The organism is Mycolicibacterium sp. XJ662 (assembly GCF_053484035.1).
The window spans coordinates 47,782-61,478 of the sequence record NZ_JBEFTL010000016.1 but is presented as its reverse complement, the minus strand read 5'-3'; the positions used below and the strand labels follow the sequence as shown (position 1 = coordinate 61,478).

Sequence of the window (13,697 nt, the reverse complement as noted above, 5' to 3'; positions counted from 1 at the left end):
ACGCTGCCGCCGTGGACCCTACTGACCTGGCCTTCGCCGGTGCCGCGGCACAGGCGCGGATGCTGGCTGACGGTGCACTCACCGCGCCGATGCTGCTCGAGGTCTACCTGCAACGAATTGAGCGTCTGGACAGCCACCTGCGCGCCTACCGGGTGGTGCAGTTCGACCGGGCGCGTGCGGAGGCCGAGGCCGCCCAGCAACGCCTCGACGCCGGTGAGCGGCTGCCGCTCCTGGGCGTGCCGATCGCCATCAAAGATGATGTCGACATCGCCGGGGAGGTGACGACATACGGCAGCGCCGGGCACGGTCCGGCCGCGACGTCCGACGCAGAGGTGGTTCGCCGGCTGCGCGCGGCAGGCGCTGTCATCATCGGCAAAACCAACGTGCCTGAGTTGATGATCATGCCCTTCACCGAGTCGCTGGCCTTCGGGGCCACCCGGAATCCGTGGTGCCTCAATCGAACCCCTGGCGGCAGCAGCGGCGGCAGCGCTGCGGCGGTAGCGGCCGGGCTGGCGCCAGTGGCACTGGGATCCGATGGTGGCGGATCGATTCGTATCCCGTGTACCTGGTGCGGTCTGTTTGGGCTGAAACCACAGCGCGATCGGATTTCCTTGGAGCCGCACGACGGGGCCTGGCAGGGGCTGAGCGTCAATGGCCCGATCGCGCGGTCGGTAATGGACGCGGCGTTGCTACTGGACGCGACCACAACGGTGCCTGGTCCCGAAGGCGAGTTTGTGGCCGCGGCCGCACGCCAACCCGGCCGGCTGCGAATTGCCTTGAGCACCAGGGTGCCAACCCCGCTGCCCGTTAGGTGCGGCAAGCAAGAACTGGCAGCCGTCCACCAGGCAGGTGCGTTGCTACGTGATCTGGGCCACGACGTCGTCGTCCGCGATCCCGACTATCCGGCTTCGACCTATGCCAACTACCTGCCCCGCTTTTTCCGCGGTATCAGCGACGACGCGGACGCGCAGGCGCACCCGGACCGCCTCGAAGCACGTACCCGAGCCATAGCGCGTCTAGGGTCGTTCTTCTCCGACCGGCGGATGGCGGCCCTGCGGGCCGCCGAGGTGGTGCTGAGCAGCCGGATCCAGTCGATCTTCGACGATGTCGACGTAGTTGTGACGCCAGGCGCCGCGACCGGCCCGTCCCGCATCGGCGCCTACCAACGCCGGGGTGCAGTTTCGACGTTGCTGCTGGTGGTGCAGCGGGTTCCGTACTTTCAAGTCTGGAATCTGACCGGCCAGCCCGCGGCCGTGGTGCCGTGGGACTTCGACGGCGACGGCCTGCCCATGTCGGTTCAACTCGTCGGCCGGCCGTATGACGAGGCGACGCTGCTGGCACTGGCCGCACAGATCGAATCTGCCAGACCCTGGGCCCATCGGCGGCCGTCGGTGTCATGACATTGCAGTCGCCCGCTCGTTTTTCACGTTTTTGCCCGGCCGCAGGACATGTGCGGCGGCGTTAACGTTGACTGGTGACAGACCACGTGCGCGAGGCGGACGACGCGAACATCGACGATCTGTTGGGCGACCTGGGCGGTACCGCGCGCGCCGAGCGTGCGAAGCTTGTCGAGTGGTTGCTCGAGCAGGGCATCACCCCCGACGAGATTCGGGCGACCAACCCGCCGTTGCTGCTGGCCACCCGCCACCTCGTCGGCGACGACGGCACCTACGTATCCGCAAGGGAGATTAGCGAGAACTATGGCGTTGACCTCGAGCTGCTGCAGCGGGTGCAGCGCGCTGTCGGTCTGGCCAGAGTGGATGATCCTGACGCGGTGGTGCACATGCGTGCCGACGGTGAGGCGGCCGCACGCGCACAGCGGTTCGTTGAGCTGGGGCTGAATCCCGACCAAGTCGTGCTGGTCGTGCGTGTGCTCGCCGAGGGCTTGTCACACGCCGCCGAGGCCATGCGCTACACCGCGCTGGAGGCCATTATGCGGCCGGGGGCTACCGAGTTGGACATCGCGAAGGGGTCGCAGGCGCTGGTGAGCCAGATCGTGCCGCTGCTGGGGCCGATGATCCAGGACATGCTGTTCATGCAGCTGCGGCACATGATGGAGACGGAGGCCGTCAACGCCGGAGAGCGTGCGGCCGGCAAGCCGCTACCGGGAGCGCGACAGGTCACCGTTGCCTTCGCCGACCTGGTCGGTTTCACCCAGCTAGGCGAAGTGGTGTCGGCCGAAGAGCTAGGGCACCTCGCCGGGCGGCTGGCCGGCCTCGCGCGTGACCTGACCGCTCCGCCGGTGTGGTTCATTAAGACGATCGGCGACGCGGTCATGTTGGTCTGTCCTGATCCGGCGCCATTGCTGGACACCGTGCTGAAGCTGGTCGAGGTCGTCGACACCGACAACAACTTTCCCCGGCTGCGAGCCGGCGTCGCCTCCGGGATGGCGGTTAGCCGGGCCGGCGACTGGTTCGGCAGCCCGGTCAACGTGGCAAGCCGGGTGACCGGGGTGGCGCGCCCGGGTGCCGTGCTGGTCGCGGATTCGGTGCGGGAGGCCCTTGGTGATGCCCCCGAAGCCGACGGATTTCAGTGGTCCTTCGCCGGCCCCCGTCGCCTCAGGGGAATCCGGGGTGACGTCAGGCTTTTTCGAGTCCGGCGAGGGGCCACTCGCACCGGCTCCGGCGGCGCGGCCCAAGACGACGATTTGGCCGGCTCGTCACCGTAGGCAGGCACACCGGTACACATGGGCAGACCCGGCGTGACTCTCGGGGGGCGTCTGACACCGTCTTCTGCGGGTCTTGCGCGGCCGGCCTTCACCCCGTCTTCCGGCACTTTCGATTGGTCACTAACCGGGCCTGCTTCGATACCAAAAATACAACGTCGAATGGCTGATCACAATGGTTCTCGCCAGGCCGGACGCTGTTTTCGCGCCGGCCAGGAACCGGTGTCACGTTTCGCTGCCGGTGAACGCGATGTCATTAAAGATGAAAGTATGTAATCATGTAATTATGAGGCACCATCACATGCACGGGCGGCGCTACGGTCGCCCCGGCGGCTGGCAGCAAGCTCAGCAACCAGATGCCAGTGGGGCGGCGGAATGGTTCGCTGGCCGCCTGCCCGAGGACTGGTTCGACGGCGACCCCACCGTCATCGTCGACCGTGAAGAAATTACGGTGATTGGCAAGCTGCCTGGACTCGAGAGCCCCGAGGAAGAAAGTGCGGCCCGAGCCTCGGGCCGCGTGTCGCGATTCCGCGACGAAACCCGACCGGAGCGAATGACTATCGCCGATGAAGCCCAGAATCGCTACGGACGCAAGGTGTCCTGGGGCGTCGAGGTCGGTGGTGAGCGAATCTTGTTCACGCACATCGCAGTACCGGTGATGACGCGGTTAAAGCAGCCGGAACGGCAGGTGCTGGACACCTTGGTCGACGCTGGCGTGGCTCGTTCCCGCTCGGATGCCCTCGCGTGGTCGGTCAAGCTGGTCGGCGAGCACACCGAGGAGTGGCTGGCCAAGCTGCGCACCGCCATGTCGGCGGTGGACGATCTGCGCGCGCAAGGCCCGGATCTTCCGGCCTAAACGGCCACCGCCGAATGCGTCATTCCTTGTTGACTTTGTCAACGATCTTGGCGGCGATCTGGCCTGCTTGATTGGTGATCTGGTACCCGCATGCGTTGACGTCGACGACCACATTGTTGGCCACGCTCATCGCGCGTTGGCATTCCCAGCCCTCAGCGCCTTCTTGGGTGTCTATCACCGTGATCGTCGGCGGGCTGCCTTTGACGTCGGCAAACGTCCACCGGTAGGTCTTGGCCTTATTCGTGACGGTGACCGTCTTGCCTGCGCAGTTCTTCCATTTGTCGGCCGAAGTCTGCACGAACGCGCGGGCTTTGTCGGCGGTCGGAAAGGCGACGACGGCTTGGTTCACCCAATGTTCGTAGTTGTCGCCCGGCTCGGATGAAATCAAGCCGTTGATGGCGGTGTAGCCGGTGCCGGCATACACCGGATCCTGGCTGGTATACAGCGCGCCCTGGCAGTCCGGCAGGGACACCGTCACCGGCGAAGAGTCCATCGATGTGATCGGTTTGCCCGGCTGCATGGACGACGAGCCCATCACGGCGTTGACTTCTGAGGAGTTCAGCAGTAGGGCGCTAAGGCGCTCCTCCGCAACCGGCTGAGGCGGCTGTACCGGCTTGGGCCGGATGGCGATCCAGATGCCGATGGCGCCCAACACGAGGACGAGCACGACGGCGGCGGCGCCGGCCACTAAGGGCCACGGGTTGGTTTTGCGCGGGGTCTGGGCCCAGGGGCTGGGGCCGCCGGACGGCGGTGCGCCCCAGCCGCCGCCCTGGTAGTACTGCGGGGTGGGAGTGGGTCCGCTGGCCGGCATCGGGCCGCTATTGGGCGCCCAGGACGGCTGGCCGGTGGGGCCAGGCCGCTGTCCGGCAGGCCCCGGCTGGGCCGGGGGCGTGTAGGACGGCTTTGGTGCCGGCTGGACACCCGGCGGGGTGACGGGGGGTGCGGGTGGCTGCCGAGGAGCCATGGCGGTGGCCGGCATGGTCGGAGGCGGGACGGGCTTAGGCGGCGCGGGCAGGGTGGATTCTTGGCTGCGGCGCAGGATGTCGGCGGCGTGGTCTTGGTCGGGGTCGCTGAGCGCTTCGTGGGCGGCCAGGGCCAGGTCGCCGGCGCTGGCGTAGCGGTCTTCGGGCTTTTTGGCCATGCCGCGGGCGACCACCGCGTCAAAGGCTTTGGGGATGCCCGGGCGGATGGCGCTGGGCTGGGGGATGGGTCCCATCAGGTGGGAGCTGACCAGTGTGCCGGCGCTGTCGGCGCGATACGGCGGGGCCCCGGTCAAGCATTCGTGCAGCACGCAGGCCAGCGCGTAGATGTCGGCGCGGTAGGTTACCTCGTCGTTGGAGAACCGTTCGGGGGCCATGTATTTCCAGGTGCCCACCGCGGTGCCTAACTGGGTCAGTTTCTCGTCGGTGGTCGCACTGGCGATCCCGAAGTCGACCAGATAGGCAAAGTCGTCGCGGGTGATCAGAATGTTTTGCGGTTTGACGTCGCGGTGCATCACCCCGTCGGCGTGTGCGGCATCGAGCGCCGAGGCGATCTGGGTGATGATGGCCACCGCGCGCGGTGGGGTCAGCGGGCCGAAGCGTTTGAGCACGCTGTCAAGGTCGGTGCCCTCCACCAGGCGCATCTCCAAAAACATTTGGCCGTCGACTTCGCCGTAGTCGTGGATGGGCACCACGTGAGGTTCCTGCAACCGGCCGGCGATGCGGGCTTCGCGTTTCATCCGCTCGCGAAACACCGGGTCCTTGCTGAATTCCGCGGTCATCAGCTTGACGGCGACGGTCCACTCCTTGACGGTGTGCTCGGCCTCGTAGACCTCGCCCATCCCGCCCCGGCCCAACAGCCGTTTGAGGTGGTAGGGCCCAAACATCGAGCCCACCCGCGAGTCCTGTGCGTCGCTCATCGCTGATCCTCCCAACCAACCCGCTGCCGCCGACACTATCAACAACGGTCAGGTATCACGTCGGCTGCGATCGCCGGGCCCAGCAACCTTGCCAGGCAACAATGACGCTAGGCCTTCGCCGGCTCGACCGCACGAAAATCTGCCACATCTTCGCGGGATGTCGGCGACTGCGGTGGCTGTGCCATTCGCTGGTACGCGCCGCTGTTCGGCTACCGAAAAGTGTTGTGGTAATTGGTTACCGCAGCCCAGCGCCGGCGGCCAGCGCGCGACGTTGCCACGAAAAGCTTTGTGTAGCAGTCATATCCGTGGACATCGGTGTTAAGGGCTTGTGTCCACGGATCTACGTGCCGCCATGCGTCCCCGCGCTGATCTGGAACGTGAATTCATGGTCACAGATGCGAATGTGGTCGCCGTCGTTCAGCGTGACCGCGGAGCGGATTCGCTCGTGCTGCACATGCACGCCGTTGGACGATCGGAGGTCGTTGATGACGTAGTTGGTGCCCGTGTCGACGATGACGGCGTGGTGGCGGCTGACGTTGGCGCTGTCTAGGACGATGTCGTTGTCATGCAGACGCCCGATCCGGGTCGCCGCGGCTTGCAGTGGGTAGCCGCGACCCGAGGCGATGTCGTGCAGGTAGGCCACCGCCTGCTGGCCCGACGCCATGGTGCGCTGATCGAGCACCGTGACGGTGCCGGCAGCGGTGGTTTTGGCGGACTTCTTGGCATCCAGCGGTTGCTGACGCAGAATCCGCTCGTTGAGAGCGCGCAACGTCGGACCGGGGTCGATGCCGAGGTCGTCGGCCAGTGTTGTCTTCACCCGGCGATAGGCGCCCAGCGCATCGGATTGCCGGTCGGAGAGGTAGTAGGCGGTGATCAGCTGTGTCCACAGCGGCTCCCGGTAGGGGTGTTCGAATGTCAGAGCCTCGAGCTCGGCGATCACTGCGCTGGCCCGCCCACACGCGATTTCGGCCTCCGCCTTGGCGGTATGGGCAAGAACCTTGTCTTCTACCAGCGCCGTGGCAAAGGGTTCGACGAACTGGAAGTCGCGCAGGTCATCGAGCACCGGCCCACGCCATTCTCTCAATGCGGCCGACAGGTGGCGGCTGGCTTGTTCGAACCGGCCGGCGGCGGCCGCGTGCACGCCCGCGGTTTTTTCGGCAACAAACCGCCCCAGATCGCAAGTGTTGTCGGGGATGCTGAGCCGATAACCCGGCGGCGCTGCGGCCAACACCACCCGTGGGTCGATCCCGGCGCCACCGAGGAGCTTACGCAGATTAGACACGTAGGAGTGGATACTCGCGCGTGCGCCCGAGGGTGGCCACTCCTCCCAGAGGGCGGTGATTAGGGCGTCGACTCCTACGGGCCTGTTGCGGTTGATGACCAACATGGCTAGCACAGCCCGTTGCTTGGGGGTGCCCGATGGCACCGGGGTGCCGTCGATAGTCATCTGCAATGGTCCAAGCAGGCCGAAGTCGAGCCGCTTCTCCACTGTCGCGCTACCAGCCATTGCGGGTCCTCCGTGGCTTGCGGTGCCAAGGTGCCAATAGGGTGTCGCTACCGGTCATTGTGATACCACGTTTCGCCGATGCGGTAAGAACCCAGGATCTCGGCACGCCGTGCGATGTACCGGGTCGGTGGCCCTTGACAGCGGCATCGGCTGTTTCCATGCGGGTGAAATGCTGGCCCTGTAAAGATGATCGTGAATGTCCCACGGGAATCCTGTTGGTGCTCATCCAAACATGCGATCGGCGGGCAGCCGACCCGGTGTTCTTGCAACGAGTGGCTGCCCGCTGTGGTGATCGACATTCGAGCGCGGTTCAGGTGGTGACGGCCATGAAGTCGTGGCTGGTGGCCCACGCCTCGACGAAGGTTTCCATCGGGATCTGCTCGTCGCGGCCCGTGGGGGTACCGCTGTCGTTGAGGTGAACAATGCCGTTTTCGGTATCGACACCGGTCACCACCACGGCGTGGTCAGACCGCGGGTTGCCGGCACTGTCGGTTTCCTCGACGGGCTGGCCCCAGATCATCTCGGCGTTGATGCTGACGATCACGGCGTGCCCGCTGCCCAGATACTGCTCGAGGGCGGCCATGCCGGTGGCGACTCCGGTGGCTGTGGCGTGGTCCTCGTCGGTGATAACGGCGTCGACGCCGTAATGCGCCAGCAGCGTCGGTATGTCGGCCACGCTGGTACCCATTCCCGAGTTCGGGTGCTCGGCGTCGGCCGGCTTTGTGTAGATGGACCCGGGGTGCACGACGCTGGGTGTCGACTGGGCCACTTTGATGATGGCGCGCTCGGAAGGCTCCCTGCCGGTCACTTGACCGATCACGTCCGCGGCCGACATCAGGACGCAGTCGTCGTATGTCTGCTGGCGCCAGTACTTGGCGGCGGCTGCCGGGTCGCCATACATGGTGCCCGCCGCTGCGTCGGCGGGGCTGGCCAATCCCAGTGCAACGGCACCGGCGGCCAGCGCGAAGGTGGCGGTCTTGAAGGCGGTGGCGATTTTGCTGGTCGTCATCGTCGGTCCTTTTCTCGTTCCGCTATGCGGAGTGGATGTTGAGAAAAGGTTCCGATGGTGACCTTTTTGTTATCTCTAGGAATTCTTGGAGTGATCTGCAGTGGTCAGCCGAGGTTCACCGGTCGCGGGCAGGCCGATCTGCGCGGGCGCAGTCGACAGCGTTGCTACCGGGATGCACGGCGGTACCGACGATCGGTCGGCTGCCTAAGCGGGCGTGCGGGATTAGTTGCAGGCCCAGGTGTCGATGTAGCCGCCGCCGAGCTTGGTCAGGGCGTCCTTCATGGCGGCGGCCAAGGTGGGTCCAACTCCTCCCTGGTATGCCCTATCGTTGGCGGCGACGGCGCCGCAGGCGGTGAAACTGGTGAGCACCTTGCAGTCGGAGTAGCCACACGACTTGACGGCGGTGGCTTCGGCAGCCGCCCGGGTTGGGTAGTCCCACGATCGGCCCCACGAGCCGTTGCCGGAGTAGGCAATTGCGCCATAGACATCGGCGGCATTTGCTGGTGCGGGAGCCAGGGTGACGGTCGTCGCGGCGGCAGTGGCGACGCCGGCGACGGCCACCGCGAACCGTCGCCGAAGAGTAATCATCGTCGTCATTGGTGAGTCCTTTCCGAATGCCGGCGGTGCGGCGGTTTCAACAAGCAATTAGGACGATGGCTAGACCGGTTTGGTGGCGGTGACCTGCTTACCCCAGTCGGACATCGTCAACGTCACCGACGTGTCTTTGGTGGGAGCGATCTGGATCTGGACCAAGTGCGAGGATCCATCCGAAGCGATCCAGACGGTGGTGGGCACCGTTTTGACGTCTTCGGAGGTCAGACGTGAGCCGGCCAGCGTCGCGATGTCGTCAGCAGACGAGTTCCCGGTGATCTTGGTGGTCGCGACACCGTCCGCCTGCTGGCTGCCGGCAACCGACGCGTCCTTGAGGTTAGCCAACAGGTTGGCCAGGCCCTTGTTGGGGTCGAGGAGCACCGACACGTTGTAGATCGAGGCGCCGTTGCCGAAATCGGTGTAGGTGCCGGGCTGGCCTAGGTCGGAGTACAGGTGACCGTCAACATAGACGAACTTCGCGTCTTCGCTCTTGTTGCCGACGAGCAATGTCGCGCTACCGGTGGCAACCGTCTGCGGTGTGTTGGAGATATCGCCTTCGAGCTTGGTCACCCGCAGGTTTGGCACGTCGCCTGTCACCGCAAGTCTGACGTGCATTCCGGTGACCTTGCGCATCGCATCGGTGGCCTGCTTGAGTAGCATGGCCGCATCGCCGTTGGATGCCGTGGCCGCGGTGTCAGACGCTTTGCCGGCGTCCCCTTCGGTTGAGCAGCCGCCGATCGCCAGGACGACGGCGAGTATGGCGGTGGCGGCGGCAACAACGGAACAAGGTGGATGCTTCATCGAAATCTCCTCATGTTGGCCCACAGCTTCGTACTGCATAGCAATCCCGTTGCGGCAGAGTCAACAGCCGACACCGAGTCCGAGTGAGCGCCGCACGGCACCGCGAGTCGAATCGGCCGAATTGAATGGCGTTTCAAACGCTTTCGTTGTCCGGCGGCAAAGCGAATGCGGGGATCCCGGTTGACGGGATCCCCGCATCGGGTGGGCAGCGGCTAGGTGAGCTGGCTGGCGTATTGCGGGCAGTAGGCCTTGGTTGCGTCGACGACGAAGTAGGCTGCCTGCTTAGTGGTCAGGTTGGTTTGGCTGAGGACCTCCTCGGCGATCTCGGTGCCGGTTTCGCCGCTGGCCAGCTTCTTGCAGACCAGCTGGGCTTGCTGGGTGGCCACCTGCGGTGAGGAGAAGGTGACGCCAATGGACTCCATCTGAGCAATGAAGGCTTCGTCTTTGGTGTTGGCGCCGGCGGTGCCGGCGGTGGCGACGGCAAGTCCGATGGCGGCGGCGCCGACTGCAGTGGTGAACGCTGCGATAATGCGAGGCGATAACGGCGATAACATGGTCAAGATCCTTCGCGGTCGGGATTTCCCTGGATGACCTCAGCTTGCGGGGGGCGCCTTGGCGGATTCTCAACAACTTCTTGGTAACCTCGTGGGCCCGCGTCGGGCTAGGCCCGCGTCATCTGGTAATAGACCCCGCGCCGGGCCAACAGCTCGGCGTGGTTGCCGCGTTCGACGATCTGGCCGGTCTGGACCACCAGGATGTGGTCGGCATCGCGAATCGTCGAAAGTCGGTGGGCGATAATGAAACTCGTACGATCCCGGCGAAGCTCGCGCATCGCTCGCTGGATGAGCAGCTCGGTGCGGGTATCGACCGAGCTGGTCGCCTCGTCCAGGATCAACAGCTGCGGGCGGGCAAGAAAGGCGCGGGCGATGGTAATGAGTTGCTTCTCGCCGACGCTGATGCTGCCGCCGTCGCCGCTGACCCGTGTCTGGTAGCCAGCAGGCAGTGTGTTCACAAACCGGTCGACATGGGCCGCCCTGGCGGCTTCTACTATCTCGTCTGTGGTGGCCTCCGGCCGTCCGTAGGCGATGTTCTCCGCGATGGTCCCGTCGTAGAGCCAGGTGTCTTGCAACACCATGCCGATTCGCGATCGCAGCGACTGCCGGCTTACCGAGGCGATATCCACCCCGTCGATCAGGATTCGTCCGGAACCGATCTCGTAGAACCGCATTAGCAGGTTCACCAGCGTGGTCTTGCCGGCTCCCGTCGGTCCGACGATCGCCACCGTGCTACCCGGTTCGGCCACCAGCGACAGGTCGCGGATCACCGGCGTGCCCGGGAGGTAAGCAAAGTTCACGTGCTCAAACTCGACCCGTCCGGTTAGGTTCGGCAGCTCCGGCTCAGGCTCCGGCGACTCCTCGGGCTCGTCGAGCACGTCGAACACCCGCTCCGCGCTGGCCACCCCGGACTGCAGGGCGTTGTACATCCCGGCCAGCTGGCTCAGCGGCATGTTGAACTGGCGGATGTACTGGATGAACGCCTGGATGCTGCCGAGCGTGATCTGCCCGGTGGCTACCTGCAGGCCACCGGCCACCGCGACCGCGACGTAGCCGAGGTTGCCGATGAACGCCGTCGCCGGCTGCACGAGACCAGAGAGGAACTGGGCGCCGAAACCGGCCTGGTAGACGTCGTCATTCAACTCGTGGAACCGTTCTCGTGCGGCCGCTTGGTGGCCGAACGTCTTGACTACCGTGAACCCGCTGTAGGTCTCTTCGAGATGGGCGTTGAGGCGCCCGGTGCTGGTCCAGTGAGCTACGAATAGGGGCTGTGACCGCCGGGTGATCGCGCGTGTCACCAGCAGCGACAGCGGCACCGTCAGCAGTGTGATCAGCGCCAGCAGGCCCGAGATCGACACCATCATGGCCAGCACCGCCACCATGGTCAGAATCGACGTCACCAGCTGGCTGATCGTCATTGACAGCGACGACTGGAGGTTGTCGATGTCATTGGTGACCCGGCTCAGCAGCTCACCGCGCTGTTGTCCGTCGAAGTAGGACAGCGGCAGCCGGTGCACCTTGTCTTCGACATCGGTCCGCAACCTGACCATCGTTTTCTGCACGGTGAGGTTGAGCAGCCGGGCTTGTGCCCAAATCATCAGCGCTGCAGCCAGATACAGCGCCAACGCCAGCGCCAGTGTTCGCTCCACCGCGGCGAAGTCCACACCTTGGCCCGGCACCACGTTCATCCCGGACAGCAGGTCGGCGAAGGTGTTGTCACCACGGGCCCGAGCCGAAGCGACGGCCTGTGCCTTGGTGATTCCCCCCGGTAGCCCTCGCCCGATCACGCCGTTGAACAGCAAATCGGTGGCATGGCCGAGGATCCGTGGAACGATGACGCCGATCGTCGTGCCGGCGATTCCCAGTGTGATCACCGCGATGCTCAGCCGGCGTTGTGGCGCCAGCCGTTTCACCAGTCGGGCTGCCGATCCCCAGAAGTCGCGGGACCGCATGTTCGGGGGCGGGCTTGCGGCACGGGGGCGTGCGCCCGGTGGCGCGGTCACCCTACACCCCCGACCGTGGCGCTCAGCGATTGTGAGGCGGCGAATTCGGCATAGGTGGGGCAATCGGCCAGCAGCGTTTCGTGGGTGCCCGTGCCGACGATCTTACCGTTATCGACAACGATGACCTGGTCGGCCTGAGCGGCATTCGAAATCCGTTGTGTAACAACAATGATGGTTGCATCACCAGATACCTGTCGCAGCGATGCGTGGACTTTGGCGTCGGTGTGCACGTCAAGTGCGGAGAACGCGTCGTCGAACACATAGATGGCCGGACGTCGGATGACCGCTCGGGCTATCGCCAGCCGTTGGCGCTGCCCGCCGGAGAAGTTGACACCACCTTGGGCGACACGCGTCTGCAGCTTGTCTGTTTGTACAAAGCCGTCGGCCGCGGCGACCCGCAGCGCCTCCCACATCTCCTGCTCGGTGACTACCTGGTCTGGGCCCCCGCCGTAGCGCAGGTTGTCCGCGACGGTTCCGGAGAAGAGGTAGCTGCGCTGGGGCACCAGCCCGATCGCTGACCAGAGCCGCTCGGTGTGGTACTCGCGGACGTCGATACCGTCAACCAAGACCGCGCCAGCGGTGACGTCGTAGAGCCGGCAGATCAACGACACCAGTGTCGACTTGCCCGAACCGGTACTGCCGACGATCGCGGTGGTGGTACCGGGCCGCGCAGTCAACGAAATGTCCTGCAGCACCGGGCAGTCGGCGCCAGGATAGGTAAAGGTTGCGCCAGCCAAGCGCACTACGCCCGTGACCCCGTCCGTCGGGAACTTGGGATTGTCGGGGTTACCGAGTGCGGCGGGCGTGGAAAGCACCTCGGTGATGCGTTCGGCGCAGACCGACGCTCGTGGCAGCACGGCCAGCGTCATGGTCGCCATCAACACCGCCATCAGGATCTGGGCGAAGTAGGACAGGAAGGCGATCAGGGAGCCGACCTGCATCTGGCCGCTGTCGATGCGTAGCCCACCGAACCAGATCAGTGCGACGCTGGATGCGTTGATGGTCAGCGTGGTCACCGGCAGCATCAGTGCTTGCCAGTTGCCGGCGCTCAGTGCGGCATTCGACAGCGCCGTATTGGCCTGCGCGAACTTGTCGCGTTCATAGCCTTCGCGGGTGAAGGCGCGGACCACTCGCACCCCGGACAGCTGATCGCGCATCACCCGGTTGATGCCGTCGATCAGGCTCTGCATGCGGCGGAAGAGCGGCAGCATGTGGGAGATGATCCAGTAGTTTGCTACGGCCAGAATCGGAACGCTGACCAGCAGCAGCCATGTCAGCGCGGCCTCCTGGTGGATGGCCATGATGATTCCGCCGACGCACATGATCGGTGCGGTGACCAGCACGGTGGCGGTCATCTGGACCAGGAACAGGATCTGCCGGACGTCGTTGGTGCTGCGGGTCAACAACGTCGGAGCGCCGAATCGGGCGGTCTCGCGTTCCGAGAAGGTGATGATGTGTTCGAACATTGCCGAGCGCAGGTCACGGCCGAAACCCGCCCCGGTCCGGGAGCCCAGATAGACCGCCCCGATCGCGCACAGCACCTGCAATCCGGTCACCCCAAGCATCACCGCACCCAGCCGTACGATGGTGGCGGTGTCGCCCTTGGCGACGCCGTCGTCGACGATTGCGGCGTTGACCGTCGGGAGGTATAGCGAAGCCAGGGTGCTGACCAGCTGCAGCATCATCAGCATCGCGACCAGCCGGCGGTACGGTCGGATGTGCTGGCGCAGCAGGGCCAGGAGCATTGGGTAACTGTCGCACACTGCGCATGCTGCCTACCCGCGCCAGGCATGAGTCTTAGGCCGAAATGC

General features: G+C 65.2%; 11 protein-coding genes. 3 read left to right on the top strand and 8 right to left on the bottom strand.

Annotation, left to right across the window (positions count from 1 at the left end):
• The first annotated feature begins 11 nt into the window (after positions 1-11).
• The 3 genes from ABQE93_RS26295 (at position 12) to abmR (ending at position 3,521) form a co-directional block, all read left to right on the top strand.
• Positions 12-1,400: an amidase gene (locus ABQE93_RS26295; RefSeq protein WP_003406369.1), complete on the top strand. Its 1,389-nt coding sequence runs from the start codon at positions 12-14 to the stop codon at positions 1,398-1,400.
• Between the two features lie 74 nt (positions 1,401-1,474).
• The gene (locus ABQE93_RS26290; protein WP_003406372.1) at positions 1,475-2,668 is read left to right on the top strand and encodes an adenylate cyclase; all 1,194 of its coding nucleotides are present in this window, start codon (positions 1,475-1,477) and stop codon (positions 2,666-2,668) included.
• Between the two features lie 172 nt (positions 2,669-2,840).
• Positions 2,841-3,521: a transcriptional regulator AbmR gene (gene abmR / locus ABQE93_RS26285; protein WP_003406375.1), complete on the top strand. Its 681-nt coding sequence runs from the start codon at positions 2,841-2,843 to the stop codon at positions 3,519-3,521.
• Positions 3,522-3,540: 19 nt separating this feature from the next.
• On the opposite strand, the gene pknH is transcribed toward abmR, so the two are convergent.
• The 8 genes from pknH to ABQE93_RS26245 all read right to left on the bottom strand — a co-directional run bounded on the left by pknH (position 3,541) and on the right by ABQE93_RS26245 (position 13,631).
• On the bottom strand, positions 3,541-5,421 hold the full coding sequence (gene pknH / locus ABQE93_RS26280) for a serine/threonine protein kinase PknH (protein ID WP_003898799.1): 1,881 nt from the start codon (positions 5,419-5,421) through the stop codon (positions 3,541-3,543).
• A gap of 340 nt (positions 5,422-5,761) precedes the next feature.
• The gene (gene embR / locus ABQE93_RS26275) at positions 5,762-6,928 is read right to left on the bottom strand and encodes an ATPase/transcriptional regulator EmbR (RefSeq protein ID WP_003406553.1); all 1,167 of its coding nucleotides are present in this window, start codon (positions 6,926-6,928) and stop codon (positions 5,762-5,764) included.
• 310 nt (positions 6,929-7,238) lie between these two features.
• Complete coding sequence (locus tag ABQE93_RS26270) at positions 7,239-7,937, bottom strand: C39 family peptidase (RefSeq protein WP_003898800.1); 699 nt, start codon at positions 7,935-7,937, stop codon at positions 7,239-7,241.
• Between the two features lie 222 nt (positions 7,938-8,159).
• Positions 8,160-8,534 carry a DUF4189 domain-containing protein gene (locus tag ABQE93_RS26265; RefSeq protein WP_003406558.1) on the bottom strand — a complete coding sequence of 125 codons (375 nt, stop codon included), beginning with the start codon at positions 8,532-8,534 and terminating at the stop codon, positions 8,160-8,162.
• 60 nt (positions 8,535-8,594) lie between these two features.
• Positions 8,595-9,329 (bottom strand): TLR2 agonist LprA, encoded by a 735-nt coding sequence (gene lprA, locus ABQE93_RS26260; RefSeq protein ID WP_003406562.1) that lies wholly within the window; start codon positions 9,327-9,329, stop codon positions 8,595-8,597.
• Between the two features lie 212 nt (positions 9,330-9,541).
• Positions 9,542-9,883: a DUF732 domain-containing protein gene (locus ABQE93_RS26255; protein ID WP_003406566.1), complete on the bottom strand. Its 342-nt coding sequence runs from the start codon at positions 9,881-9,883 to the stop codon at positions 9,542-9,544.
• 107 nt (positions 9,884-9,990) lie between these two features.
• Positions 9,991-11,886 carry a fatty acid ABC transporter ATP-binding protein/permease gene (locus ABQE93_RS26250; protein WP_003406569.1) on the bottom strand — a complete coding sequence of 632 codons (1,896 nt, stop codon included), beginning with the start codon at positions 11,884-11,886 and terminating at the stop codon, positions 9,991-9,993.
• Positions 11,883-13,631: an ABC transporter ATP-binding protein gene (locus ABQE93_RS26245; RefSeq protein WP_015629902.1), complete on the bottom strand. Its 1,749-nt coding sequence runs from the start codon at positions 13,629-13,631 to the stop codon at positions 11,883-11,885. The genes ABQE93_RS26250 and ABQE93_RS26245 overlap by 4 nt, the downstream gene beginning before the upstream one ends.
• Between the last annotated feature and the right edge of the window lie 66 nt (positions 13,632-13,697).